Raw genomic sequence first — 23,750 nt, 5'->3', positions numbered from 1 at the left:
GTCATGCGTGTCCTGATCGTTGAAGACGAAGAAAAAACCGCGGACTACCTGTATCGCGGCCTGACGGAGCAAGGCTATACCGTGGACGTCGCCCCCGACGGCATCGAAGGCCTGCACCTGGCGCTGGAAAGCGACTACGCGGTGATTGTCCTCGATGTGATGCTGCCGGGGCTGGACGGCTACGGCGTGCTGCGGGCCCTGCGGGCACGCAAGCAGACGCCGGTGATCATGCTGACCGCCCGCGAACGGGTCGAGGACCGGATCCGCGGCCTGCGCGAGGGGGCCGACGATTACCTGGGCAAGCCCTTCTCGTTCCTCGAACTGGTGGCCCGGCTGCAGGCCCTGACTCGTCGCAGTGGCGGCCACGAACCGGTACAGGTGAGCGTGGCCGACCTGTGGATAGATTTGCTCAGCCGCAAGGCCACGCGCGCCGGCACCCGCCTGGACCTGACCGCCAAGGAGTTCTCCCTGCTCAGTGTGCTGGCCCGGCGCCAGGGGGAAATCCTGTCCAAGACGGCGATTGCGGAAATGGTCTGGGACATCAATTTCGACAGCGATGCCAACGTGGTCGAGGTGGCGATCAAGCGCCTGCGGGCGAAGATCGACGGGCCATTCGAGGAAAAACTGCTGCACACCATCCGCGGCATGGGGTATGTGCTGGAGAGCCGGCGTGCCCCGTAATTCCATTGCCCTGCGCCTGAGCGCCATGTTTACCCTGGTGGCGGCGCTGGTGTTCGTGCTGATCGGCTGGGCCTTGTATCAACAGGTCGACAAGGGCCTGGGTCTGTTGCCGGAAGCGGAACTGGATGCGCGCTACAGCGTGCTCGAATCCACGGTGGGCCGTTACGGCACGCCGGAGCATTGGGTCAAGATCAACAACAAGCTCAAGCTGCTCGGCGAAGAAGACAAGCGCATCAGCTTCTGGATCATCAGTGGCGATCGCCGCTACGAGTACGGCGACATCTCCCCGCAGGTCCGCGCCTTCGCCGAGGGCCCGCTGGGCATGCGCGACCTGCAGTTACCGCAGCAGCCCTACCCGCTGAAGGTGCTGGTCAGCCAGTTCCCGGCCAAGGATCAGCGCCCGCCGCTGCGCTTCATGATCGGCATCGACACCCAGGCCGTCCAGGCCACCCAGCACCATCTGCTGATCGCCCTGATCAGCCTGGCAATCGTCGGCGTGCTGCTGGCATCGGCGCTGGGTTACTGGGTCGCGCGAATCGGCCTCAAGCCACTGATCAAGCTGTCCCAGGAAGCACAACGCCTGGCCCCGCCACTGCTGTCGGCACGCTTGCAGCTGTCGCCCTTGCCGCCGGAGCTCGATCAGTTTGTCAGCTCGTTCAACTCGACCCTGGAACGGGTCGAGCAGGCCTACACCCGCCTGGAGTCGTTCAACGCCGACGTCGCTCACGAGCTGCGTTCACCGCTGACCAACCTGATCGGCCAGACCCAGGTGGCCCTGACGCGCGGGCGCTCGGCGGAACACTACTTCGAAGTGCTGCAATCGAACCTGGAGGAGCTCGAACGGTTGCGCTCGATCATCAACGACATGTTGTTCCTGGCCAGCGCCGACCAGGGCAGTAAAGCCACCAAACTCACCAGCACCTCGCTGGCCGATGAAGTGGCGACCACCCTGGATTACCTGGACTTCATCCTCGAAGATGCCCAGGTCCAGGTCCGGGTCAGTGGTGACGCCCAGGTGCAGATTGAAATCGCCCACCTGCGCCGGGCCTTGATCAACCTGCTGAACAATGCGGTGCAACACACCGCGCCCGGACAGGTGATCGAGGTGCGGATCGACACCGAACACCATCAGGTCCGCCTTGGCGTGGCCAACCCCGGCGAGCCGATTGCCAGCGAACACCTGCCGCGCCTGTTCGAGCGCTTCTACCGTGTCGACGCCTCACGCAGCAACAGCGGCGCCAACCACGGCCTGGGGCTGGCCATCGTCAAGGCAATTGCGCTGATGCACGGCGGCGATGTGTTTGTGCGCAGTGACGATGGGGTCAATACCTTCGGTCTCTACCTGCCCCTCTAACGACATCCACGGGGCGGGCGCCGCGCCAACTATTGCTGTTCACGCAACAGTCCTTTCTGCAATCCGCTCTGTTTCCTTTTACCCGGGACCCTTATCTTTGCCCGCACCAAACAGCACTTGCCAAGCAAGAAGGTTCCTTAGATGTCCAACAGTATGGGTATTGCCAGCGCGTTCGTTTTGTCGTCCTTGTTCCTTTCGCCAGCGGTCATGGCCGAAGAGTCGCCCGCCTTTGTCGCGCAGAATGCCGCACGGGCAGCCGCCTTCGACAAAGCCCAGACCGAACTGACCGCCAAGGCGCAAAACCCTGAGCACACCCCGCAAGCAGCGACTGTCCAGGCTCAGCCCCAGGTTGAGAAAGACAGCTGATCGCTCATCGTTTCGAGTTTCCCTCGACACTTCACTCGGCTCTTTCCCACGTGAAGTTGTCTTAAAAGCCGCTGCTATCAGCGGCTTTTTTTTGTTGTGTTTTTGCCCCGCCCGTACGCGTCCCCCTTCATGAGAAACACCGGATTTCAAACAATGACCCTACAGGTCATTGCGCCAAGGAGCTGTATCCCACGTGAGTATCACCGTCAAACTGAGTCCCCTGTTCATTGCAATCGCCGCAACGATCACCCCCGCCCAGGCCGCCGAAAATTCCCCGCGCGAAGGTTTTGTCGAGGGTTCCAGCCTCAACCTCAGTGCCCGCAACTACTACATGAACCGCAATCGCCTGCAGCAGGCTGACGACAATATCGAGTGGGGCCAGGGTTTGCTGGGGCTCTTCGAGTCGGGTTATACCCAAGGCCCGCTGGGCTTTGGCCTGGACGCCAATGCCATGCTTGGGCTCAAACTCGATGGTGGGGGCGGCACTGACGGCTCCAGCATCCTGCCGATCGGCGATGGCAACGGCAAAGCGCCGGGGTCGTTTTCCACCGGCGGTGCGACCCTGAAAATGCGCGCCATGGACACTGAGCTCAAGGCCGGTGACCTGTTTCTCAATAACCCGGTGATTGCCGGCGGCATGAGTCGCCTGTTGCCGCAGACCTTTCGCGGCGTCAGCCTGAGCAACCAGAGCTTCGATGGCTGGCTGCTCGAAGGTGGCCAGGCCAGTTTCACCAAGCCGTACAACCAGAGCGGACATCAGCGCATCGGCACCTCCTACGGAACTTTGGCCGACGGTGACGAAAGCCGCCACCTGAACTGGGCCGGCGTGGCCTGGAGCGCGGTGCCAGGGCTGAGCAGCAGCCTGTATGCCTCCGAACTCAAGGACGTGTGGAACCAGTACTACTACGACCTCGACTACCGCTACGCGCTGAGCGAGCACACCAGCCTGAACCCGGGCCTGCACTACTATCACACCCAGGACAGCGGCGAAGCGCTGCTGGGGGCGATCGACAACAACACTTACAGCCTGCATTTGACCCTCGGCGTCGGCAGTCATAGCGTCACGGCCGCGTATCAGCGGGTGAACGGCAACACGCCGTTTGACTACATCGCCCAGGGCGACAGCGTCTACCTCGACAATTCGCAGCAGTATTCGGACTTCAACGGCCCCAACGAGCGTTCGTGGAAGCTCAAGTACGCCTTTGATTTTGCCGGTGTCGGCGTGCCGGGCCTGACGTCGGCCCTGTCCTATTCGCGCGGTACCCTGAACCTGCGCAAGGTGGACCCGGACAGCCCCGGCTATGGTGCGTACTACAACGCGGACGGTCAGCACGCCAAGCATTGGGAACGTGACCTCGACCTGCAGTACGTCGTCCAGAACGGCACGGCGAAAAACCTCGCCGTGCGCCTGCAATGGGCGACCAACCGCGGTGGCAACGGCTATGGCGCACTGGACAACGATACCGACGAGTACCGAGTGATCCTCGACTACCCGCTGAACGTTTTCTAAGGCGAACGCCCTCCCCCGTAGGCGCGAGCGTGTTCGCGCCTATCAGGAATGGAGCTCGCAAAATTGATCGGTATCCCGCCATTGGGCTGGCCTTTTGTCCGCACCGGATCTATACATGCACTAGGCAATCAATTAACGAACTGATATCTGCAATGCCGCCCGGCCCGTCCGGGAACTACGCTGATGATGTCCCTTTGCAGAAATCAGAACCATGAGTGCAAGCCGTACGCACCTTCACTTGACGGGCAACACCCACCGGCCGGAATTCATGCTGATTCTCGGCAGTTCCCTGACCGTGATTGCCATCATCGCCATCGTCACCTTCCTGCTGATACGCGAACACGCCTACGCGATGCAGACGGCGACCCGTAGCGCGACCAACATCGTGCAATTGATCGATGCGGATGTGCTGCGCAACGTCGAGCTCTATGACCTGTCGCTGCAAGGCCTGATCGCCGCCGCCCAGCGAGACGACCTGAAGCAGGTGTCGCCACAGATCCGCCACCTGGTGCTGTTCGATCGCTCCAGCACCGCACGCTTCAAGGGCGACCTGCTGTTACTGGACAAGTATGGCAATGTGATTGCCGACTCCTCCCGGGTGGAACCCAAGCCGGGGAACTTCGCCGACCGTGATTACTTCCTGGCCCATGCGTTCAACGATGACACCGGGATGTTCATCAGCCGTCCCTTCAAACCCCGTTGTGTATGCCCCGACAATGAGCAGTGGCGCATCAGTTTCAGCCGGCGCATCTCTTCACCCTCTGGTGAGTTTCTCGGCGTGGCCGTGGCGTCCATGCGTCTCGCGTATTTCGACGAGCTGTTCAAGAGCCTGAACATCGGCAACGACAGCACCCTCAATGTGCTCGACAAGGACGGTATTCTGCTCGCGCAAAAACCCATGCTGCGTGACAACAGCATCGGTAAGAGCTTCGGCAATCGGCCCAATGTGGTTCGCATCATGCGTGAAGGCAGTGGCAGTTTCAGCAGCGTCTCAAGCATGGACCACCGCAATCGCCTGTACACCTTCTCGCGCGTGGGCAACCTGCCATTGACGGTGATGGTGGCGCTGTCCATGGACGAAGTCTTTGCCACCTGGAAACGTACCGCCTATGTGATCAGTGGCGCCACCGGCGTGCTGTGCATCGGCCTGATGTGGCTGGCCCTGCTGCTGTGTCGCGAACTGCGCTTGCGCCAGCACGCCGAGCAGGAACTGGCCCATCAGGCGGCCATTGATCCACTCACCGGAGTGGCCAACCGCCGCACCCTGGATGCGGTGTTGAACCGCGAATGGTCGCGTGCCCATCGGTCGGGTAAACCGCTGTCAGTGCTGATGATCGACGCCGATCACTTCAAAGCCTTCAATGACCGTCACGGCCATCAGCGCGGGGATGATGCGTTGCGCGTGCTGGCCAGGGTCATCAGCGAAAACATCCGCCGCCCGGCTGATCTCGCGGCACGCTATGGCGGCGAAGAGTTCGCCGCGGTGCTGCCCGAGACCGATACCGCCGGTGCACTGCGCATCGCTGAAAACATTCGTGCGGCGGTCGAACAACTACCGCCCTTTGCCGCCGGCGCATCGCCCATGACCGTCAGCATCGGCCTCAGTACCTCCACGGGACAGCCGAATCAGAGCCTGGAAAACCTGATGTACACCGCTGACAAGGCCCTGTACAAGGCCAAACACCAGGGGCGCAACTGCGTGGTCAGCGCGCAGGCGTAGGTCTGGCCTGTGCGGCAGGCATAAAAAAAGGCCACCCGAAGGCAGCCTTTAAAAACTAGAGAGGTTTTTACTTACACCGCCGCAACCGGGCGCATGTAAGAGATCGGAGCAGTGCTGGCGTCTTCAAAGGTCACGACTTCCCAAGCATCTGTCTGCTCAATCAATTTGCGCAGAAGCTGGTTGTTCAGTGCGTGGCCGGACTTGAAGCCCTTGAACTCACCAATCAGGCTATTGCCCAGCAGGTAGAGGTCGCCAATGGCGTCGAGGATCTTGTGTTTGACGAATTCGTCTTCGTAGCGAAGGCCGTCTTCGTTCAATACACCGTCCGCATCGACCACGATGGCATTTTCAACGCTACCGCCGAGTGCGAGGTTGTGCTTGCGCAGGTACTCGATATCACTCATGAAACCAAAGGTCCGGGCGCGGCTGACTTCTTTTACGAACGAAGTGCTGGAAAAATCCACGCTGGCACTTTGGGTGCGGTCACGAAACACCGGGTGATCGAAATCGATCTCGAAGCTCACCTTGAAACCTTCGAAAGGGACAAAAGTGGCGCGCTTGTCGCCATCTTCCACAGTCACTTCACGCAGGATACGGATGAACTTCTTGGCGGCATCCTGTTCTTCCAGGCCAGCCGATTGAATCAAGAATACAAAAGGTCCAGCGCTACCATCCATGATTGGCACTTCGGACGCGGAGAGCTCGACGTAGGCGTTATCGATGCCCAGGCCAGCCATGGCCGAGAGCAAGTGCTCCACCGTGTCCACTTTGACGTCACCGTTGACCAGAGTGGTCGACATGGTGGTTTCGCCAACGTTTTCTGCGCGAGCAGGAATCTGCACCACAGGGTCGAGATCGGCACGACAAAACACAATGCCAGTGTCGACAGGTGCAGGCTTGAGGGTCAGGTAGACCTTCTCCCCGGAGTGCAGGCCGACACCTGTGGCACGGATAATATTCTTCAGGGTGCGTTGTTTAATCATGGCATGGGCCGCTTCAGCGCAAAGTGCGAACTGGTATCAACAAAGGCTGGCGATAATAGCAGACCAGACCTTTGCTGAACACCAATCAACTTAATACGCCTGATACATTTCATCAATCGGCCTGACGACGCAGGAATGCCGGGATATCCAGGTAATCCAGATCGTCTTGCGGATTGAGCTTTGCCGCCGCCGCTGCGCCGGCCTGAGCCTGGTTGCGCATCACGGTTGGACGGTCCAGGTCGCGGTAGTTCACCGACGGCATTTCCGGACGTGCGGCAGCGGCAGAAGGAGCCGGGGCGCTGGTCATGGAAGTGTGGACGGTGTTGTCGATGACCTTGACCGGCTTCTCGATTTTCGCGCCCAGACCGGTCGCAACGACGGTCACGTGCAGTTCGTCGCGCATGTCTGGATCGATAACGGTACCGACCTTGACCATGGCGTGCTCGGAAGCGAAGGCTTCGATGATGCTACCCACGTCGGAGTACTCACCCAGGGACAGGTCAGGACCGGCGGTGATGTTCACCAGGATGCCACGCGCGCCTTGCAGGTTGACGTCTTCGAGCAACGGGTTGCGGATGGCCGCTTCAGTTGCTTCACGTGCACGGTTCGGACCGCTGGCGCAGCCAGTGCCCATCATCGCCATGCCCATTTCGCTCATCACGGTACGCACGTCAGCGAAGTCGACGTTGATCATGCCCGGACGCTTGATGATGTCGGAGATACCGCGCACGGCACCGGCCAGCACGTCGTCAGCCTTGGCGAAAGCCGACAGCAGGCTGGCGTCCTTACCGAGGATGGTCAGCAGCTTTTCGTTGGGAATGGTGATCAACGAGTCGACGCTTTCGGACAGCAGGCGGATACCTTCGTCGGCCAGCTGCATGCGCTTGCGACCTTCGAACGGGAACGGACGGGTCACCACCGCAACGGTGAGGATCCCCATTTCCTTGGCCACTTCGGCGATCACAGGTGCAGCACCGGTACCGGTACCACCGCCCATGCCCGTGGTAATGAACACCATGTTGGTGCCCGCCAGTACTTCGGCGATGCGCTCACGGTCTTCCATGGCGGCCTGACGACCGACTTCAGGGTTCGCGCCGGCGCCCAGGCCTTTGGTCACGCTGGTGCCCAGTTGCAGGATGGTCCGCGCGCTGATGCTTTTCAGCGCCTGGGCATCAGTGTTGGCGCAGATGAACTCAACGCCTTCAATGTTGCTCTTGACCATGTGGTTGACAGCGTTGCCGCCGCCTCCGCCAACACCGATGACTTTAATGACCGGGCTTGCGGGGATGTTGTCTACGAGTTCGAACATTTTCCCTCTCCTTCAATTCTCTAGTTTTTTCGCCTACTGCGCCTACTGCTTGTAACGGTGTTGCGGTAAATCTTCAGAAATTGCCCTGGACCCAGCTCTTGATGCGGTCGAGCAACGGGCTCTTGGCCTCTTCGTTGCTGTAGCTATCGCGGCTGCTGCTGATCCCCGAGAAGGAAATGCCGTCGGACTGCTTTTGCAGGCCGTACATCAGCAAACCAACACCGGTTGAATAAATCGGGTTGCGCACAACATCGTCCAGGCCCTTGACGCCGTGGGGCACGCCCAGGCGGACCGGCATGTGGAAAATCTCTTCGGCCAGCTCTACCGCGCCTTCCATTTTCGACGTACCGCCGGTCAGCACGATGCCGGCCGGGATCAGGTCTTCGTAGCCGCTGCGACGCAGCTCGGCCTGGATCAGGGTGAACAGCTCGTCGTAACGCGGCTCGACCACTTCGGCCAGGGCCTGGCGGGACAGCTCGCGGGGCGGACGGTCACCGACGCTTGGCACTTTGATGGTTTCACCGGCACCGGCCAGCTTGGCCAGGGCGCAGGCGTAACGGATCTTGATTTCCTCGGCGTACTGGGTCGGGGTGCGCAGCGCCATGGCGATGTCGTTGGTCACCTGGTCACCGGCAATCGGGATCACCGCGGTATGGCGGATAGCGCCTTCAGTGAAGATCGCGATGTCGGTGGTACCGCCACCGATGTCCACCAGGCACACACCCAGCTCTTTCTCGTCATCGGTCAGCACCGAGTACGCCGAAGCCAGTTGCTCGAGGATGATGTCGTCGATTTCCAGGCCGCAGCGGCGCACGCATTTTTCAATGTTCTGTGCTGCATTGACCGCGCAGGTGACCACGTGGACCTTGGCCTCCAGACGCACGCCGGACATGCCCAGCGGCTCGCGCACGCCTTCCTGGTTATCGATCACGTAGTCCTGCGGCAAGGTGTGCAGGACCCGCTGGTCGGCCGGGATCGCGACTGCCTGGGCGGCGTCGAGGACGCGCTCAAGGTCGGCGGAGCTGACTTCGCGATCACGGATCGCCACGATGCCGTGGGAGTTCAGGCTGCGGATGTGATTGCCCGCCACGCCAACGAACGCCGAGTGGATCCGGCAACCGGCCATCAATTGCGCTTCTTCGATGGCGCGCTGGATCGACTGCACGGTGGACTCGATGTTCACCACCACGCCCTTCTTCAGGCCGCGGGAAGGATGGGTACCGATCCCGACGATTTCCAGTTGGCCATCGGCCGCGACCTCGCCTACCAGCGCCACCACCTTGGAGGTACCGATATCCAGACCGACGATCATTTTGCCGCTTTGCACGTTTGCCATGGTCCTGCCTCTTCTCAATTCTTCGCGACGGCGGGTTGGGCCGTCGTGGGCGCTACAGGTTCCCGCCAGCCGACGGCAAGGCCGTTGGCATAACGCAGGTCGATGCGCGCTATGTTCGTAATCTGTTCTTTAAGCGTCTTGTCGTAGATGGCAAAGAAGCGGCGCATCTTTTCCACCAGGTTGCCGCGGCCCAACAACAACTCGATCCCCGGTCCCGCACTGCCGGCACCTGTGGTCAGGAACCAACTGCCGCGTTCACGCAACTCCAGCCGGGCGATGGAAAAACCCAGTGGCCGAAGCATCTGGCTCAACACCTGATACTGCTGCATCACTTGCTGCTGGGCCCGCTGCGGGCCAAACAACTGTGGCAAATGTTCGTAGTTGGCCAGCTCACGCGGGGTAAACGCCTGGCCCTGGTTGTTCAGCAAGGCCTCGTCACCCCAACGGGCCACGGGCAGTTGTTCTTCCAGGCGAATCACCACCTGGTCAGGCCAGACACGACGCACTTCGGCGTGCGCGATCCACGGCATGGTTTCCAGTTCGGTGCGCATGCTCGCCAGGTCGATGGTGAGGAAGCTCGCCGCCACGTAGGGGGCGATCCGCTGCTGCACCGCTTGCTGGCTGATGTAGCTCAAGTCGCCCTGCACGTTGATCTTGCTGATCGGCCGGTCCACGTACGGCATCAGGCGCTGTGCACCCTCATAGGTACCGAAGCCCAACGCCACCAGCAGCACTGGCCAGAACACCGCTTTGAGAAAACCAAAATTGGCTTTCGGCAGGCGCACCGACATCGGCTCTTTGGCCACCATTCGGCTGGCACCCCGCGGTACCGGCTTGCGGCCGGGTGCGGGTGGCTGATGACGTAGCTGGGCGCCTTGCATGGACTTACCCTCGCGGCTCAATGCTTGCAGCCAGGATCGCCAACACCAACTGTTGGAAATCCAGGCCGGCTGCCCGGGCCGCCATCGGCACCAGGCTGTGATCGGTCATGCCCGGTGCGGTGTTGACTTCGAGGAACCAGAACTGCCCTTCGGCGTCCTGCATCACGTCAGCCCGTCCCCAACCGGCGATACCCAGCGCCTCACAGGCTTTCGCCGTGAGGTCCATGAGTTCTTGTTCCTTGGCACTGTCGAGGCCACACGGGATCCGGTACTGGGTATCGGAGGCCAGGTACTTGGCGTCGTAGTCGTAGAAAGTGTGTGGCGTACCCAGGGCGATCGGCGGCAACACCTGGTCGCGCAGCATGGCAATGGTGAACTCCGGACCTTGAATCCATTGTTCGACCAACACTTGCGAATCGTAGGTACTGGCCGCTTTCCAGGCGTCGGTCAATTCAGACGCTGATGTCACTTTGGCCATACCGATACTTGAACCTTCATGCGCCGGTTTGACGATCAAAGGGAAGCCCAGTTCCGTCGCAGCCGAAATACAATCCGCTTCGCTGCTCAGGACGGCGTGACGCGGGGTCGGAATACCCAGGGTATGCCAGACCTGTTTGGTGCGCAGTTTGTCCATGGCCAGGGCCGAGGCGAGAATGCCGCTGCCGGTGTAGGGAATACCCAGGCACTCGAGCAGGCCTTGCATGCTGCCGTCTTCACCGCCGCGACCGTGGAGAATGATGAACGCACGGTCGATCTTTTCATTGAGCAGGCGCTGCAGGAAGTCGTCGCCGACGTCGATGCCGAACGCATCGACACCGGCGCTCTGCAGGGCACTGAGCACAGCGTTACCGGATTTGAGCGACACTTCGCGCTCGGCGCTCTTGCCACCGAACAGCACGGCGACACGCCCGAAGTCTTGCGGGGCGATAGTCGAGAACAGGTTGGCGTAGGCTGCAGTCATTTCAACTTCCCCTCGCTAGGCGCGACAACGGCGCCTGCGAACAACGAACTTTTCAACAATTTGGGTGCAAGGCCACCGATATCACCGGCGCCCTGGCACAGAAGGATGTCTCCGGCACGCAGCAACGGCTTGACCAGCGGCGCGAGGTCAACGCCGCGCTCGATGTAGATCGGGTCAAGCTGGCCACGCTGGCGAATGCTGTTGCACAGCTTGCGGCTGTCGGCGCCCGGGATCGGCTCTTCGCCGGCCGGATAGACTTCCATCAGCAGCAGCACGTTGGCATCGGCCAGGACATTGACGAAGTCGTCATACAGGTCACGGGTGCGGCTGTAGCGGTGCGGCTGGTAGACCATCACCAGGCGGCGCTCCGGCCAGCCACCACGCACGGCCTGGATCACCGCGGCCACTTCGGTCGGATGATGACCGTAGTCGTCCACCAGCATCACGCTGCCGCCTTCGACTGGCAGTTCGCCGTAGACCTGGAAGCGACGGCCGACACCCTGGAAGCCCGACAGGCCCTGGACGATGGCTTCATCGCTGACGCCTTCGTCGGTGGCAATGCAGATGGTCGCCAGGGAGTTGAGCACGTTGTGATTGCCCGGCATGTTCACCGACACGTCCAGCGGCTCGCGATCGGGGCGCAGCACGGTGAAGAAGGTCTGCATGCCTTGCTGGCGAACATTGATTGCGCGCACGTCGGCGTCTTCGCTGAAACCGTAGGTGACGGTTGGGCGCTTGACCTGTGGCAGGATCTCGCGAACCACCGGGTCGTCCAGGCACACCACCGCCAGACCGTAGAACGGCAGGTTGTGCAGGAACTCGACGAAGGTTTTCTTCAACTTGTTGAAGTCGCCGTCGTAGGTCGCCATGTGGTCGGCGTCGATGTTGGTGACCACGGCCACCAGCGGCTGCAGGTGCAGGAAGCTGGCATCGCTTTCATCGGCTTCGGCGATCAGGTAGCGACTGGTGCCGAGCTGGGCATTGGTACCCGCTGCATTCAGGCGGCCACCGATGACGAAGGTCGGGTCCAGGCCACCGGCGGCGAACACCGAGGCGATCAGGCTGGTGGTGGTGGTTTTGCCGTGGGTACCGGCAACGGCGATGCCGTGGCGGTAGCGCATCAGCTCGGCCAGCATTTCGGCACGCGGCACCACCGGGATGCGGCGCTCGAGCGCGGTCGCCACTTCCGGGTTGGAGGTGTTCACGGCACTGGAGACCACCAGCACATCGGCATTGGCGGCGTTCTCGGCACGGTGGCCGAGGAAAATCTGTGCGCCAAAGGATTCCAGGCGCTCGGTCACGGGGGAAGCCTTGAGGTCGGAACCGGACACTTCATAGCCCAGGTTCAGCAACACTTCGGCAATCCCGCACATGCCCACACCGCCGATGCCGACGAAGTGGATACGACGGATACGGCGCATTTCCGGCTGCGGCATGGCTTTCTGATTCTCAACCATGAACCACCTCCAGGCAGATATCGACCACGTTACGGGTGGCATCCGGTTTGGCCAGGCGACGAGCTGCGCCAGCCATGTCGTTGAGTCGTTGTGGTTGCATCAGGACCTCGGTCAGGCGCGCAGCCAGTTCTGCGGCGCCGGTCGTTCTTTGCGGCATCAGGAAGGCAGCGCCTTCACGAGCCAAATAATCGGCATTGCGGGTCTGGTGATCGTCGATCGCGTGGGGCAGCGGCACCAGCATCGAGGGCAGACCGGCAGCAGCCAGCTCACTGACAGTCAGCGCACCTGCGCGACAGACCACCAGGTCGGCCCAGCCGTAGGCTTGGGCCATGTCTTTGATGAACGGCTGCACGTGCGCCTCGACGCCGGCAGCGCGGTAGCGCTCGGCTGTCACTTCATCGTGGTTTTTGCCAGCCTGGTGGAACACTTCCGGGCGCAGTTCGACGGGAACCTGCGACAGGGCTTCAGGCAGCAATTTATTCAAGGGTTCTGCCCCCAGGCTTCCGCCCAGGATCAGCAAACGCGCCTGGCGTCCGGCCAGGGCCGGGCGCGGGGTCTCGAGGAACAACTCGGCGCGCACCGGGTTACCGGTGGTCCGCCGGCTGTCACGGGCAGCAAAGGTGTCCGGGAAAGCTTCGCAGACTCGCGCGGCCAAGGGCACCAGCAACCGATTGGCGGTACCGGCCACGGCATTCTGTTCGTGGACGATCACCGGCACGCCGGCCAACCTGGCCGCTACGCCACCAGGACCGGTGACATATCCGCCAAAACCCAGGACGCACACCGGTTTCAACTGACGGATGATCGCGCGCGCCTGGAACACCGCCTTGAGCAGCACAAAAGGCGCCTTGAGCAGGGACATCTTGCTCTTGCCGCGCAGGCCGCTGACGTTGATCAGGTGCAACGGCAGGCCCGCATTGGGCACCAACTCGTTTTCGATGCCACGCGGCGTGCCGAGCCAGTGCACGGTGTAGCCGCGCGCCTGAAACTCGCGGGCACAGGCCAGCGCCGGGAACACATGGCCGCCGGTGCCGCCCGCCATGATCAGCACGTTAGCGCCCATGGGTTGGCTCCTCGGCAAAATCGCTCTCCTTGAATTCCATCTCTTCGCTGCCCAGGTGGGTCCGACTCTCCCACTCGATACGCAGCAACAGCCCCAGGCACGCACAGCAGATCACCAGCGAGCTGCCGCCATAGCTGAGGAACGGCAAGGTCAGGCCCTTGGTCGGCAGCAGGCCGACGTTCACCCCGATGTTGATCAGGAACTGACCGATCCACAGGAACGACAAGCCGTAGGCGATGTAGGCGGCGAAGAACTGCTTGGACTTCTCGGCCCAGTAACCGATGTACATGCCACGGATGCAGACAAAGGTGAACAGTGCGACGGTGCACAGCGAGCCAATGGCGCCCAGCTCTTCGGCCAGGACCGAGAACACGAAGTCGGTGTGGGCTTCCGGCAGGTAGAACTGCTTCTGCACGCTGTTGCCCAGGCCAACCCCCAGCCACTCGCCGCGACCAAACGCGATAAGTGCCTGGGACAGTTGGTAACCGGCGCCGAACTGGTCGGCCCACGGATCGGCAAAGTTGGTCAGGCGCGCCATTCGATACGGCTGCACCTGAATCAACAGCACCACGGCCGCCACGGCCAGGACCACCATCAGGGAGAAGCGGAACAGCCCGACCCCGCCAAGGAACAGCATCGCGGCCGCCGCGCCCATCATCACCACGGTGGCACCGAAGTCCGGTTCCATCAGCAGCAGGCCCGCCATCGGCAGCAGCACGATGAACGGTTTGAAGAAGCCCATCCAGCTTTCTCGCACTTCTTTCTGCCGGCGCACCAGGTAACCGGCGAGGTAGATCACCACGAACACCTTGGCGATCTCGGAAGGCTGGACGTTGAAGAAGCTGAAGCCGATCCAGCGCATCGAGCCGTTCACTTCGCGGCCGATCCCCGGGATGATCACCATCACCAGCAGGCCGAACGCGCCAATCAGCATCAGCCAACCCAGGCGTTGCCAGGTGGCGATCGGAATCATCATGGTGACGATGCAGGCCCCGAGGCCAAGCACGACGTAGATCAGGTGGCGAATCATGTAGTACAGGGCGCTGCCCGACTGCACGGCCGCCACTTCGGTGGACGCCGATGCAATCATCACCAACCCCAGGCCGATCAGCGCCAGGCAACCGGCGAGCATCGGGAAGTCGAGGTCGATACCACGCCCGGTAATGATCGGCGAAGGATAAGGCTTGATGATGTTTCTCAGGTTCATGCCAAGTCCTCCACGGCCTGGGCGAACAGGTGCCCACGCTCTTCGTAGTTCTTGAACATGTCGAAACTGGCGCAGGCCGGCGACAGCAGCACCGCATCACCTGGCTGGGCCAGGGCACGGCATTGGGCGACCGCTTCGACCAGCGAGTTGACGCGAATCAGCGGTACACCGTCGCCGATGGCCTGGCCGATCAGCTCGCTGTCACGGCCCATCAACACCACCGCACGGCAGTTCGCCGCGACTGGATCACGCAGGTCCTTGAATTCGGCGCCCTTGCCATCGCCGCCGGCAATCAGCACCAGCTTGCCGTCGATGTCGGCACCCAGGCCTTCGATGGCCGCCAGGGCGGCACCGACGTTGGTGGCCTTGGAGTCGTTGTAGTAGCTCACGCCGTCCAGGTCACGCACCCACTGGCAGCGGTGCTCCAGGCCGGCGAAAGTACGCAGGGTGGCGAGCATGGCGTCGAACGGCAGGCCCACGGCGTGCCCCAGCGCCAAGGCCGCGAGGGCGTTGGACTGGTTGTGGGCGCCACGGATTTTCAGCTCGCGCACCGGCATCAGGTTGGTGAATTCGAAGGCCAGGTACTTCTCGCCATTCTCTTCACGCAGACCAAAGGCCTTGAAGTCAGGTTTGCCCAGGCCGAAGGTCCAGCATGGCAGGCCCTCCCCCATCAACGGCCGGCTCAGGGCGTCCTGGCGGTTGACCACCACTTGCCGCGCGCCGCGGAAGATCCGGTGCTTGGCCAGGTGGTAGGCCGGCAGGCCGCTGTAGCGGTCCATGTGGTCTTCGCTGACGTTGAGCACGGTGGCCACTTCAGCGCCCAGGTGGTCGGTGGTCTCGAGCTGGAAGCTGGACAGCTCCATCACGTACAGCTCGACGTCGTCGCGCAGCAGGTCGAGCGCCGGCGTACCCAGGTTGCCGCCCACGGCCACGCGCTTGCCGGCCGCAGCCGCCATGTCGCCGACCAGGGTAGTCACGGTACTTTTCGCGTTGGAGCCGCTGATGGCAACGATCGGCGCTTTCGCGTTACGCGCGAACAGCTCGATGTCGCCGGACAGTTTCACGCCACGGGCAGCCGCCGCCTGCAGGGCTGGAGTGGCCAGCGCCAGGCCGGGGCTCACGTAGAGCTCGTCGGCACGGCACAGGAACTCGACATCCAGCTCGCCACAACGCACTTCCACGTGCGGGTAGTCACGGCGCAGCGTGACCAGCTCCGGTGGATTGTCCCGCGTGTCGGCCACAGCGAACGCCACGCCCCGGTTCGCCAGGAAGCGAACCAGGGACATGCCGCTCTTGCCGAGGCCGACAACGATGCGGAAGTGGTCAGAAGCGATCAGAGACACTCGTTCTACCTCAGCTTCAGGGTGGCAAGGCCGAACAGCACGAGAATCACGGTGATGATCCAGAATCGGACGATCACGCGTGGCTCGGGCCAGCCCTTGAGTTCAAAGTGGTGGTGGATCGGCGCCATGCGAAACACCCGGCGACCGGTCAGCTTGAAGGACGCGACCTGGATCACCACCGACAGGGTTTCCATCACGAACACGCCGCCCATGATGAACAACACGATTTCCTGGCGCACGATCACTGCGATGGTGCCCAGGGCTGCGCCCAGCGCCAATGCGCCGACGTCGCCCATGAACACTTGCGCCGGGTAGGTGTTGAACCACAGGAAGCCCAGGCCGGCACCAATCAGCGCGCCGCAGAACACAATCAGTTCACCCGCGCCCGGGACATAAGGGATCAGCAGGTATTCGGCAAATTTCACGTTACCCGACAGGTAGCAGAAGATCCCCAGGGCACCGCCGACCATCACGGTCGGCATGATCGCCAGGCCGTCGAGGCCGTCGGTCAGGTTGACGGCGTTGCTGGAGCCAACGATCACGAAGTAGGTCAGGACGATGAAGCCGGCACCCAGCGGAATGCTGTAGTCCTTGAGCATCGGCAGGATCAGGGTGGTTTCCACCGGGCTGGCGGCAGTCATATAAAGGAAGATCGCCGCGCCCAGGCCAAACACCGACTGCCAGAAGTACTTCCAGCGGCTCGGCAAGCCACGGGAGTTCTTCTCGATGACTTTGCGGTAGTCGTCGACCCAGCCGATGGCGCCGAACAGCAGGGTCACCAGGAGCACAACCCAGACATAACGGTTGGTCAGGTCGGCCCACAGCAGGGTGCTGACGCCGATGGCGGACAGGATCAGCGCGCCACCCATGGTTGGGGTGCCGGACTTGGACAGGTGCGATTGCGGCCCGTCGTTACGCACCGATTGACCGATCTGACGATTCTGCAGGGTGCGGATCATCCAAGGCCCGAAGCACAGCGACAGCGACAGCGCGGTCAGTACACCCAGAATCCCGCGCAGGGTCAGGTACTGGAAGACCGCGAAGCCTTTGTAGAACTGTTGCAGATACTCCGCTAGCAGCAGCAGCATTAATGTTTCTCCCCGCTCGAACCGCACAGAGCCGCAACGATGTTTTCCATCGCCGCGCTGCGCGAGCCCTTGATCAAAATAGTGGTGTTTGTATCGTGTTCGGCGCCCAGCGCCGCAATCAGGTCGGCCTGGGTGGCAAAGTGACGAGCCTGCTCACCGAAAGCGGCAACGGCATGCGCCATCAACGGCCCCACGGCGTAAAGTGCAGAAACCTTGCCGCTGGCATACGCGCCAACTTCGCGGTGCCCCTGCTCCGCCCACTCGCCCAACTCGCCGATATCTCCGAGCACCAGGACGGTGCGGCCGGAAAAGCCGGCAAGTATATCAACCGCCGCGCACATGGAGGTGGGGTTTGCGTTGTAAGAATCATCAATGACGCGCATGCCATTGCTCGCCAGCTGCGCCACCGCGCGTCCCTTGACCGGTTGCACGGCGTTCAGGCCGGTGACGATGCCGAACAGCGACACCCCGAGGGCATGGGCGGCCGCGGCGGCGGCCAGGGCATTGGCCACGTTGTGGGTGCCCAGCAGGTTCAACTGGACGTGTTCGACACCCAGTGGACTGTGCAGTTTGAAGGATGGGCAACCCCGTGCGTCGCGATCCAGGTCGCTGGCATGGAAGTCGGCCTGGCTATCGAGCAGGGCGAAGGTGAGCACCTGGCGACCGGCTGCGCGGGCCTTCCAGATAGCGAAGGCCTTGTCGTCCAGGTTCAATACGGCGACGCCATCGGCGTCCAGCCCTTCGAGAATCTCACCCTTGGCCTCGACGATTTTTTCCGGCCCGCCGAACTCACCGACGTGGGCGGTCCCGGCGTTGTTGAGTACGGCCACGTGGGGCTTGGTCATGGCCACGGTGTAGGCGATTTCGCCGATCCGCGAAGCACCCAGCTCGATCACCGCGGCACTGTGTTCGGCCGCCAGTTCCAGCAGGGTCAGGGGCACACCGAGGTCGTTGTTCAGGTTGCCACGGGTCGCCAGTACGGGGCCGCGGGTGCGCAGGATGCTCGCGAGCATTTCCTTGACCGTGGTCTTGCCGCTGGAGCCGGTGATCGCCGCGACCGGCTTGGTAAAGGCCGCACGGTTCAGGGCACCCAGTTGACCCAGGGCCTGACGCGTGTCCTTGACCAGCAGTTGCGGCAAGGTGGCGTTGGCGACTTCGCGCTCGACCAGGGCGGCGACCGCACCTTTGCCGGCCACTTCATTGAGGTAGTCATGGCCGTCGAAACGCGGACCGGCCAGGGCCACGAACAACTGGCCCGGCACGATGGCCCGGCTGTCGATGCTCACGCCCTCGAAGCGGCTGTCGGTGCTGACCAGACGGCCACCCAGTGGACCCGCCACTTCGCTCAGTTGCAGGGCCTTAAGCATGGGTCACCTCCCAGGCGGTCAAGGCCCGATCGGCCTCCACCAGGTCAGAGAAGGCATGGCGTTGGCCATTGATTTCCTGATAGTCCTCGTGACCTTTGCCGGCCAGGACGATCACGTCATCGGCGCTGGCGCCAGCAACAATTTCGGCTATCGCCTGGCCACGGCCGGCGACAAAACGCACGTTATCCACAGCACTGAAACCGGCGCGGATGTCGTCGAAAATCTGCAGTGGGTCTTCTGTGCGTGGGTTGTCGTCGGTCACCAGCACGCCATCGGCCAGGCGCTCGACCACTTCGGCCATCAGCGGACGCTTGCCGCGATCGCGATCGCCGCCGCAGCCGAACAGGCACAACAACTGGCCCTTGGCGTGTGGACGCAGGGCCATCAGGACTTTTTCCAGGGCATCGGGGGTATGGGCGTAGTCGACCACCACCAACGGCTGGGTGCCACCGCCCAGGCGCTGCATGCGACCGGCCGGGCCTTCGAGCTTGGGCAGCACACGGAGGATTTCGTCCAGCGCATAGTCCAGGCCGAGCAAAGCGCCGACCGCGGCCAGCACGTTGCTCAGGTTGAAGCGACCGAGCAGGGTGCTGCGCAAATGGTGTTCGCCCTGAGGGGTCACCAGCGTGGCGCGCACGCCCTCGTCGTCGAACTGCGCTTCGCGGCAATAGAGGTAGGCGCTGGCGTCTTCCAGGCTGTAGGTGATCAGCCGCGATTCGCCCTTGTCAGCGGCCAGTTGCCGACCGAATTCGTCGTCGAGGTTGACCACCCGGCACTTCAGGTCGTTCCAGGCGAACAGCTTGGCCTTGGCTTCACCGTAGGCCTGCATGGTGCCGTGGTAGTCCAGGTGATCGCGGGACAGGTTGGTCATCACCGCCACGTCGAAGGCCAGCGCACTCACGCGCCCCTGATCCAGGCCGTGGGAAGAGACTTCCATTGCCACCGCCTTGGCACCGGCCTTTTTCAGGTCGGCCAGGGTGGCTTGCATGTCGATCGGGTTGGGCGTGGTGTGCAGGCCGCTTTGCAGCGCGCCGTAGAAGCCACTGCCCAGGGTGCCGACAATGCCGCAGTGCTGGCCGAGCAAGTCGAGGGCCTGGGCAATCAGCTGGGTCACGCTGGTTTTGCCGTTGGTGCCGGTGACACCGACCAGGTTCAGATGACGGCTCGGTTCGCCGTAGAAACGCCCGGCGATGTCCGACAGTTGCGCGGCCAGGCCTTTGACCGGGATCAGCGGTACATCGGTAATCGGCAGGACGGTCGCCCCTTCGACTTCATAGGCCACTGCTGCCGCACCGCGTTGCAGGGCATCGGCGATATGCGCACGACCATCGAACTTGCCGCCCGGCACGGCCAGGAACAGGTCCCCGGCGCGCACATTGCGGCTGTCCAGGGCCAGTTCGCGAATCAACAGATCGCGGCCGGCATGGGCGAAAATCTTGTTCAGGCTCAGAGACATCAGCCGCGCCCTCCGTTGGCTTTGAGTGGGATCGCCGGGGTGGCATTGGCTTGTTGGGTCGGCGGCAGGTTGTCCGGCGAGATGTTCATCAGGCGCAGGGTGCCCGACATCACTTTGCTGAACACCGGGGCAGAGACCAGACCACCGAAGTAGCCGGCCTTGCTTGGCTCATCGATCACCACCACGATGGCAAAACGCGGGTCGCTCATCGGGCCGAAACCGGCAAACAGCGAGCGGTAAGAGTTGACGGCGTAGCCCTTGAGGCCCGCGGAAGTCTTACGTGCAGTACCGGACTTGCCGGCCACGTGATAGGCCGGAACCTGCGCGCGGAATACCCCGCGCGGAGCCTCGATCACCTGCTGCAGCATGCCCTGCATGGTCTTGGCGACGTCTTCCGGAATCACCTGGGTGGTTTGCGGCAGCTTGTCGGTCTTGACCAGGGTCAGCGGCGCGATGCGCCCGTTGTTGGCCAAGGCAGAAAAGGCGTGGACCAACTGGATCGCGGTCACCGAAAGACCGTAGCCGTACGACAGCGTAGCCGTCTCGGCCTTGCGCCATTCACGGTAGTTGGGCAGGTTGCCGACGCGCTCGCCCGGGAAGCCCAGGCCGGTGTCCTGGCCCAGGCCGATTTTCTGAGCCAGGCGGAAAATAGTCTCGCCGCCAATATCGAAGGCGATCTTGCTCATGCCCACGTTACTGGAGTTGATCAGGATGCCGGTGAGGTCGAGCACCGGGCCTTCGCTCTTGGACACGTCACGAATGGTGTACTTGCCCAGTTGCAGGGTGCCCGGATAGACCTCGACCCGGTCGCTCGGCTTCCAGCGCCCGGTTTCCAGGGCGGCACTCATGGAGATGGCCTTCATGGTCGAGCCCGGCTCGAACACGTCGATCATTGCGCGGTTACGCATCATCGCCGGCTGCAGGTTGCGACGGTTGTTCGGGTTGTAGGTCGGCTGGTTGACCATGGCCAGGATCTCGCCGGACTTGACGTCCATGATCACCAGGCTGCCGGCCTTGGCACCGTTCTCGATGATCGCGTTGCGCAGTTCGCGGTTGGCCAGGTATTGCAGGCGCAGGTCAATCGACAACGCCAAGGGCTTGCCGGCCTTGGCGTTTTTGGTGACCTGGACATCTTTGATCAGTCTGCCGCGCCGATCCTTGATGACCTGGCGCTTACCGGGGACCCCGGCCAGCCATTCGTCATAGGCCAGTTCCACGCCTTCGCGGCCATGGTCGTCGATATCGGTAAAGCCGACCATGTGGGCGGTCACTTCCCCGGCTGGGTAGAAGCGCCGGAACTCTTCGATGCCGTAGACGCCCGGTACTTTAAGGTCGAGCACCACCTGGCCTTGCTCCGGCGTCAGGCCGCGCACCAGGTAGATGAATTCTTTGTTGGCCTGGGCTTCCAGGCGCTCGGCCAGCGCACGCGGGTCCTGGCCCAGGGCGGCAGCCAGGGCCGGCCAGCGGTCCTTGGCGCTCTGCATTTCCTTGGCGTTGGCCCACAGGGTGGTGACCGGAGTACTGACCGCCAGGGGTTCGCCGTTGCGATCGGTGATCAGGCCACGGTGTGCGGGGATCGGGATGTGCCGCACACTGCGCGCGTCACCCTGCCCCTTGAGGAAGGCACGATCGACCACTTGCAGGTCAATGATGCGCCAGGCAATCGCCGCCACCATGATCCCGAGCAAGCCCACGACCAAGCGAAACCGCCACGGAAAGAGTGCCCCCTCGAGTTTCATCATGGCGCCACCATCCGCACTTCTGCCGCGCCGGGAATGCGCATTTTCAGTTGTTCGGTGGCCAGCACTTCAATACGGCTGTGGGCGGTCCAGGTGCTCTGCTCGAGAATCAGCCGCCCCCACTCCGCCTGCGCCTTGTCGCGCACACTCAACTCGCCGTACAGCGAGTTGAGCAGTTGCCGGTTCCAGTGGGCGCTGTAGGACACCGCGATCGCGGAAACCAGCACGCCGATAAACAGCAGCAGCATGATAAAGCTGCCGCCTGGAAGAGGCTTGGCGAAAAGCTTGCTCACCGCAGCTTCTCCGCGACACGCATGACAGCGCTACGGGAACGTGGGTTGGCTTTGAGTTCGGCTTCGCCGGCGAACTGCGCTTTGCCATGGACTTTGATTTTCGGCACAAAGGCTTCGAAACGTACCGGCAGATTGCGCGGCAGGTTGTCGGTTTCACCCTTGACCAGCTTGCGCATGAACAGTTTGACGATGCGATCTTCCAGCGAGTGGAAGCTGATTACCACCAGGCGGCCGCCGATTTCCAGCGCTTCAAGCGCTGCTTCAAGGCCGGCTTCGAGGTCGCCCAGTTCATTGTTGACGTGAATACGCAGGCCCTGGAAGGCACGGGTAGCCGGGTTCTTGCCCTTTTCCCACGCTGGATTGGCGACTTTCAGCACTTCTGCCAGGTCACCGGTGCGTTCGAACGGCTTGATGTCGCGGCGCTCAGCCACAGCACGGGCCATACGCCCGGAGAAACGCTCTTCGCCATACTCCTTGAACACCCGGGCGATTTCTTCGACCGGCGCGGTGTTGACGAATTCGGCAGCACTGATCCCGCGGGACGGATCCATGCGCATGTCCAGGGGACCATCATTGAGGAAACTGAAGCCACGCTCAGGGTCGTCGAGTTGAGGCGACGACACGCCCAGGTCGAGCAGCACGCCGCTGACCTTGCCCGCCAGACCGCGCTCGGCAACTTCCGAACCCAGCTCGGCAAAGCTGCGCTGTACAACGACAAAGCGGCCGTCTTCGGCCGCTAGCGTTTGCCCGGTGGCAATCGCTTGAGGATCTTTGTCAAACCCCAGCAACCGGCCATCAGGACCGAGCTGGCTGAGTATCAGGCGGCTGTGGCCGCCGCGCCCGAACGTGCCATCGAGATAGCAACCATCAGGGCGTACGGCGAGAGCCTCGACGGCTTCGTCAAGCAGTACGGTGATGTGGTTAAAGCCGCTATCAATAGTCACAGGATCAAATCACGCAGTTCATCAGGCATGGCGCCCGGTTGTTGAATAGCAGCCAGGTCAGCAGCAGACACTGCATCCCAGGCATCCTCGTCCCACAATTGGAACTTGTTCAGTTGGCCTACCAACATCGCGCGTTTATCCAACTTGGCATATTCACGCAGACGCGGCGGAACCAGAAAACGACCACTGCCGTCGAGTTCAAGGTCGACGGCATTACCAATCAGCAAACGTTGCAGACGACGGTTCTCTTCGCGAAGCGAAGGCAGTGCGCGCAGTTTGGTTTCAATCAGCTCCCACTCATCGAGGGGGTAAACACACAAACAACGATCAACCGCATCAATGGTCACGATCAGTTGCCCGGAACTACGCGAAACCAACTCGTCACGGTACCGGCTCGGCATAGCGAGACGGCCCTTTGCATCGAGACTGATAGCGTTAGCTCCGCGAAACACGTCAGCGTTTCTCCAAATTCTAGCGTTTTACGCTCAAAAAACCCACTTCATGCCACTTTCCGCCACTTGCGCACACTATAGGAATGCGCCCACCGCACCGTCAAGGCGCGCAGTAAAGGAAAACCCTTACAGATCGGAGATTTAGCGGTACAAAAGAAGGGGTTACGAGTATTTGGCGGATGACTGAGCTCAATAACTTGAAGCAGCGCAGGAGGCTACGTTCAGAAGTTAAAGTAATTT

General features: G+C 62.1%; 21 protein-coding genes. 5 read left to right on the top strand and 16 right to left on the bottom strand.

Annotated features, from left to right (window positions below):
* Positions 1-3 precede the first annotated feature (3 nt).
* The 5 genes from H7995_RS11285 to H7995_RS11265 all read left to right on the top strand — a co-directional run bounded on the left by H7995_RS11285 (position 4) and on the right by H7995_RS11265 (position 5,631).
* A complete protein-coding gene (locus H7995_RS11285; RefSeq protein WP_159997879.1) occupies positions 4-681 on the top strand; it encodes a heavy metal response regulator transcription factor in 678 nt (225 codons plus the stop codon).
* Positions 671-2,035: a heavy metal sensor histidine kinase gene (locus H7995_RS11280; RefSeq protein WP_182342236.1), complete on the top strand. Its 1,365-nt coding sequence runs from the start codon at positions 671-673 to the stop codon at positions 2,033-2,035. The genes H7995_RS11285 and H7995_RS11280 overlap by 11 nt, the downstream gene beginning before the upstream one ends.
* Positions 2,036-2,176: 141 nt before the next feature.
* Positions 2,177-2,401: a hypothetical protein gene (locus H7995_RS11275; protein ID WP_185818373.1), complete on the top strand. Its 225-nt coding sequence runs from the start codon at positions 2,177-2,179 to the stop codon at positions 2,399-2,401.
* A 193-nt stretch (positions 2,402-2,594) separates the two neighbouring features.
* Positions 2,595-3,911, top strand: coding sequence for an OprD family porin (locus H7995_RS11270; protein WP_166589702.1), 1,317 nt, complete (start codon positions 2,595-2,597; stop codon positions 3,909-3,911).
* Positions 3,912-4,122: 211 nt separating this feature from the next.
* Positions 4,123-5,631: a sensor domain-containing diguanylate cyclase gene (locus H7995_RS11265; RefSeq protein ID WP_182342242.1), complete on the top strand. Its 1,509-nt coding sequence runs from the start codon at positions 4,123-4,125 to the stop codon at positions 5,629-5,631.
* A gap of 71 nt (positions 5,632-5,702) precedes the next feature.
* Here the strand turns inward: H7995_RS11265 and lpxC are convergent, their stop codons facing one another.
* The 16 genes from lpxC to mraZ form a co-directional block, all read right to left on the bottom strand.
* Positions 5,703-6,614 carry a UDP-3-O-acyl-N-acetylglucosamine deacetylase gene (gene lpxC, locus H7995_RS11260; RefSeq protein WP_007939852.1) on the bottom strand — a complete coding sequence of 304 codons (912 nt, stop codon included), beginning with the start codon at positions 6,612-6,614 and terminating at the stop codon, positions 5,703-5,705.
* Positions 6,615-6,726: 112 nt separating this feature from the next.
* Entirely contained in the window at positions 6,727-7,923 is a 1,197-nt protein-coding gene (ftsZ, locus tag H7995_RS11255) for a cell division protein FtsZ (protein WP_095168932.1), read from the bottom strand.
* Positions 7,924-7,996: 73 nt separating this feature from the next.
* Entirely contained in the window at positions 7,997-9,259 is a 1,263-nt protein-coding gene (gene ftsA / locus H7995_RS11250; RefSeq protein WP_095168933.1) for a cell division protein FtsA, read from the bottom strand.
* A gap of 14 nt (positions 9,260-9,273) precedes the next feature.
* Positions 9,274-10,140, bottom strand: a complete 867-nt coding sequence (locus H7995_RS11245; RefSeq protein ID WP_166589704.1) for a cell division protein FtsQ/DivIB — start codon at positions 10,138-10,140, stop codon at positions 9,274-9,276.
* Positions 10,141-10,144: 4 nt separating this feature from the next.
* Positions 10,145-11,101 carry a D-alanine--D-alanine ligase gene (locus tag H7995_RS11240; protein WP_166589705.1) on the bottom strand — a complete coding sequence of 319 codons (957 nt, stop codon included), beginning with the start codon at positions 11,099-11,101 and terminating at the stop codon, positions 10,145-10,147.
* A complete protein-coding gene (murC, locus tag H7995_RS11235) occupies positions 11,098-12,558 on the bottom strand; it encodes a UDP-N-acetylmuramate--L-alanine ligase (RefSeq protein WP_166589706.1) in 1,461 nt (486 codons plus the stop codon). Before murC ends, H7995_RS11240 begins: the two co-directional genes overlap by 4 nt.
* The gene (gene murG, locus H7995_RS11230; RefSeq protein WP_182342246.1) at positions 12,551-13,621 is read right to left on the bottom strand and encodes an undecaprenyldiphospho-muramoylpentapeptide beta-N-acetylglucosaminyltransferase; all 1,071 of its coding nucleotides are present in this window, start codon (positions 13,619-13,621) and stop codon (positions 12,551-12,553) included. The genes murC and murG overlap by 8 nt, the downstream gene beginning before the upstream one ends.
* Positions 13,611-14,828: a putative lipid II flippase FtsW gene (gene ftsW, locus H7995_RS11225; RefSeq protein WP_166589708.1), complete on the bottom strand. Its 1,218-nt coding sequence runs from the start codon at positions 14,826-14,828 to the stop codon at positions 13,611-13,613. The genes murG and ftsW overlap by 11 nt, the downstream gene beginning before the upstream one ends.
* Positions 14,825-16,171, bottom strand: a complete 1,347-nt coding sequence (murD, locus tag H7995_RS11220) for a UDP-N-acetylmuramoyl-L-alanine--D-glutamate ligase (RefSeq protein ID WP_182342248.1) — start codon at positions 16,169-16,171, stop codon at positions 14,825-14,827. The genes ftsW and murD overlap by 4 nt, the downstream gene beginning before the upstream one ends.
* Positions 16,172-16,176: 5 nt before the next feature.
* On the bottom strand, positions 16,177-17,259 hold the full coding sequence (gene mraY, locus H7995_RS11215) for a phospho-N-acetylmuramoyl-pentapeptide-transferase (protein ID WP_095168940.1): 1,083 nt from the start codon (positions 17,257-17,259) through the stop codon (positions 16,177-16,179).
* Positions 17,259-18,626, bottom strand: a complete 1,368-nt coding sequence (locus H7995_RS11210; protein WP_166589710.1) for a UDP-N-acetylmuramoyl-tripeptide--D-alanyl-D-alanine ligase — start codon at positions 18,624-18,626, stop codon at positions 17,259-17,261. Before H7995_RS11210 ends, mraY begins: the two co-directional genes overlap by 1 nt.
* On the bottom strand, positions 18,619-20,082 hold the full coding sequence (locus H7995_RS11205; protein WP_185818372.1) for a UDP-N-acetylmuramoyl-L-alanyl-D-glutamate--2,6-diaminopimelate ligase: 1,464 nt from the start codon (positions 20,080-20,082) through the stop codon (positions 18,619-18,621). The genes H7995_RS11210 and H7995_RS11205 overlap by 8 nt, the downstream gene beginning before the upstream one ends.
* Positions 20,082-21,821, bottom strand: coding sequence for a peptidoglycan D,D-transpeptidase FtsI family protein (locus H7995_RS11200; RefSeq protein WP_178117370.1), 1,740 nt, complete (start codon positions 21,819-21,821; stop codon positions 20,082-20,084). The genes H7995_RS11205 and H7995_RS11200 overlap by 1 nt, the downstream gene beginning before the upstream one ends.
* Positions 21,821-22,114: a cell division protein FtsL gene (ftsL, locus tag H7995_RS11195; RefSeq protein WP_095168944.1), complete on the bottom strand. Its 294-nt coding sequence runs from the start codon at positions 22,112-22,114 to the stop codon at positions 21,821-21,823. Before ftsL ends, H7995_RS11200 begins: the two co-directional genes overlap by 1 nt.
* A complete protein-coding gene (gene rsmH, locus H7995_RS11190) occupies positions 22,111-23,058 on the bottom strand; it encodes a 16S rRNA (cytosine(1402)-N(4))-methyltransferase RsmH (RefSeq protein WP_162530210.1) in 948 nt (315 codons plus the stop codon). The genes ftsL and rsmH overlap by 4 nt, the downstream gene beginning before the upstream one ends.
* The gene (gene mraZ, locus H7995_RS11185) at positions 23,055-23,510 is read right to left on the bottom strand and encodes a division/cell wall cluster transcriptional repressor MraZ (RefSeq protein WP_185818371.1); all 456 of its coding nucleotides are present in this window, start codon (positions 23,508-23,510) and stop codon (positions 23,055-23,057) included. Before mraZ ends, rsmH begins: the two co-directional genes overlap by 4 nt.
* Positions 23,511-23,750: the final 240 nt, after the last annotated feature.

It is taken from the genome of Pseudomonas kielensis (assembly GCF_014236655.1).
GTDB classification, from domain to species: domain Bacteria; phylum Pseudomonadota; class Gammaproteobacteria; order Pseudomonadales; family Pseudomonadaceae; genus Aquipseudomonas; species Aquipseudomonas kielensis.
The sequence above is the reverse complement of the archived record's forward strand: the minus strand, read 5'-3'. Positions and strand labels throughout refer to the sequence as shown.

Excerpts from the sequence above, each read along its gene's own strand:
- H7995_RS11210 (WP_166589710.1), bottom strand. The coding sequence starts at position 18,626 with ATGCTTAAGGCCCTGCAACTGAGCGAAGTGGCGGGTCCACTGGGTGGC.
- H7995_RS11275 (WP_185818373.1), top strand. The coding sequence starts at position 2,177 with ATGTCCAACAGTATGGGTATTGCCAGCGCGTTCGTTTTGTCGTCCTTG.
- lpxC (WP_007939852.1), bottom strand. The coding sequence starts at position 6,614 with ATGATTAAACAACGCACCCTGAAGAATATTATCCGTGCCACAGGTGTC.
- H7995_RS11245 (WP_166589704.1), bottom strand. The coding sequence starts at position 10,140 with ATGCAAGGCGCCCAGCTACGTCATCAGCCACCCGCACCCGGCCGCAAG.
- murG (WP_182342246.1), bottom strand. The coding sequence starts at position 13,621 with ATGGGCGCTAACGTGCTGATCATGGCGGGCGGCACCGGCGGCCATGTG.
- ftsZ (WP_095168932.1), bottom strand. The coding sequence starts at position 7,923 with ATGTTCGAACTCGTAGACAACATCCCCGCAAGCCCGGTCATTAAAGTC.
- ftsW (WP_166589708.1), bottom strand. The coding sequence starts at position 14,828 with ATGAACCTGAGAAACATCATCAAGCCTTATCCTTCGCCGATCATTACC.
- H7995_RS11285 (WP_159997879.1), top strand. The coding sequence starts at position 4 with ATGCGTGTCCTGATCGTTGAAGACGAAGAAAAAACCGCGGACTACCTG.
- H7995_RS11205 (WP_185818372.1), bottom strand. The coding sequence starts at position 20,082 with ATGTCTCTGAGCCTGAACAAGATTTTCGCCCATGCCGGCCGCGATCTG.
- H7995_RS11200 (WP_178117370.1), bottom strand. The coding sequence starts at position 21,821 with ATGAAACTCGAGGGGGCACTCTTTCCGTGGCGGTTTCGCTTGGTCGTG.
- mraY (WP_095168940.1), bottom strand. The coding sequence starts at position 17,259 with ATGCTGCTGCTGCTAGCGGAGTATCTGCAACAGTTCTACAAAGGCTTC.
- H7995_RS11265 (WP_182342242.1), top strand. The coding sequence starts at position 4,123 with ATGAGTGCAAGCCGTACGCACCTTCACTTGACGGGCAACACCCACCGG.
- murC (WP_166589706.1), bottom strand. The coding sequence starts at position 12,558 with ATGGTTGAGAATCAGAAAGCCATGCCGCAGCCGGAAATGCGCCGTATC.
- ftsA (WP_095168933.1), bottom strand. The coding sequence starts at position 9,259 with ATGGCAAACGTGCAAAGCGGCAAAATGATCGTCGGTCTGGATATCGGT.
- H7995_RS11240 (WP_166589705.1), bottom strand. The coding sequence starts at position 11,101 with ATGACTGCAGCCTACGCCAACCTGTTCTCGACTATCGCCCCGCAAGAC.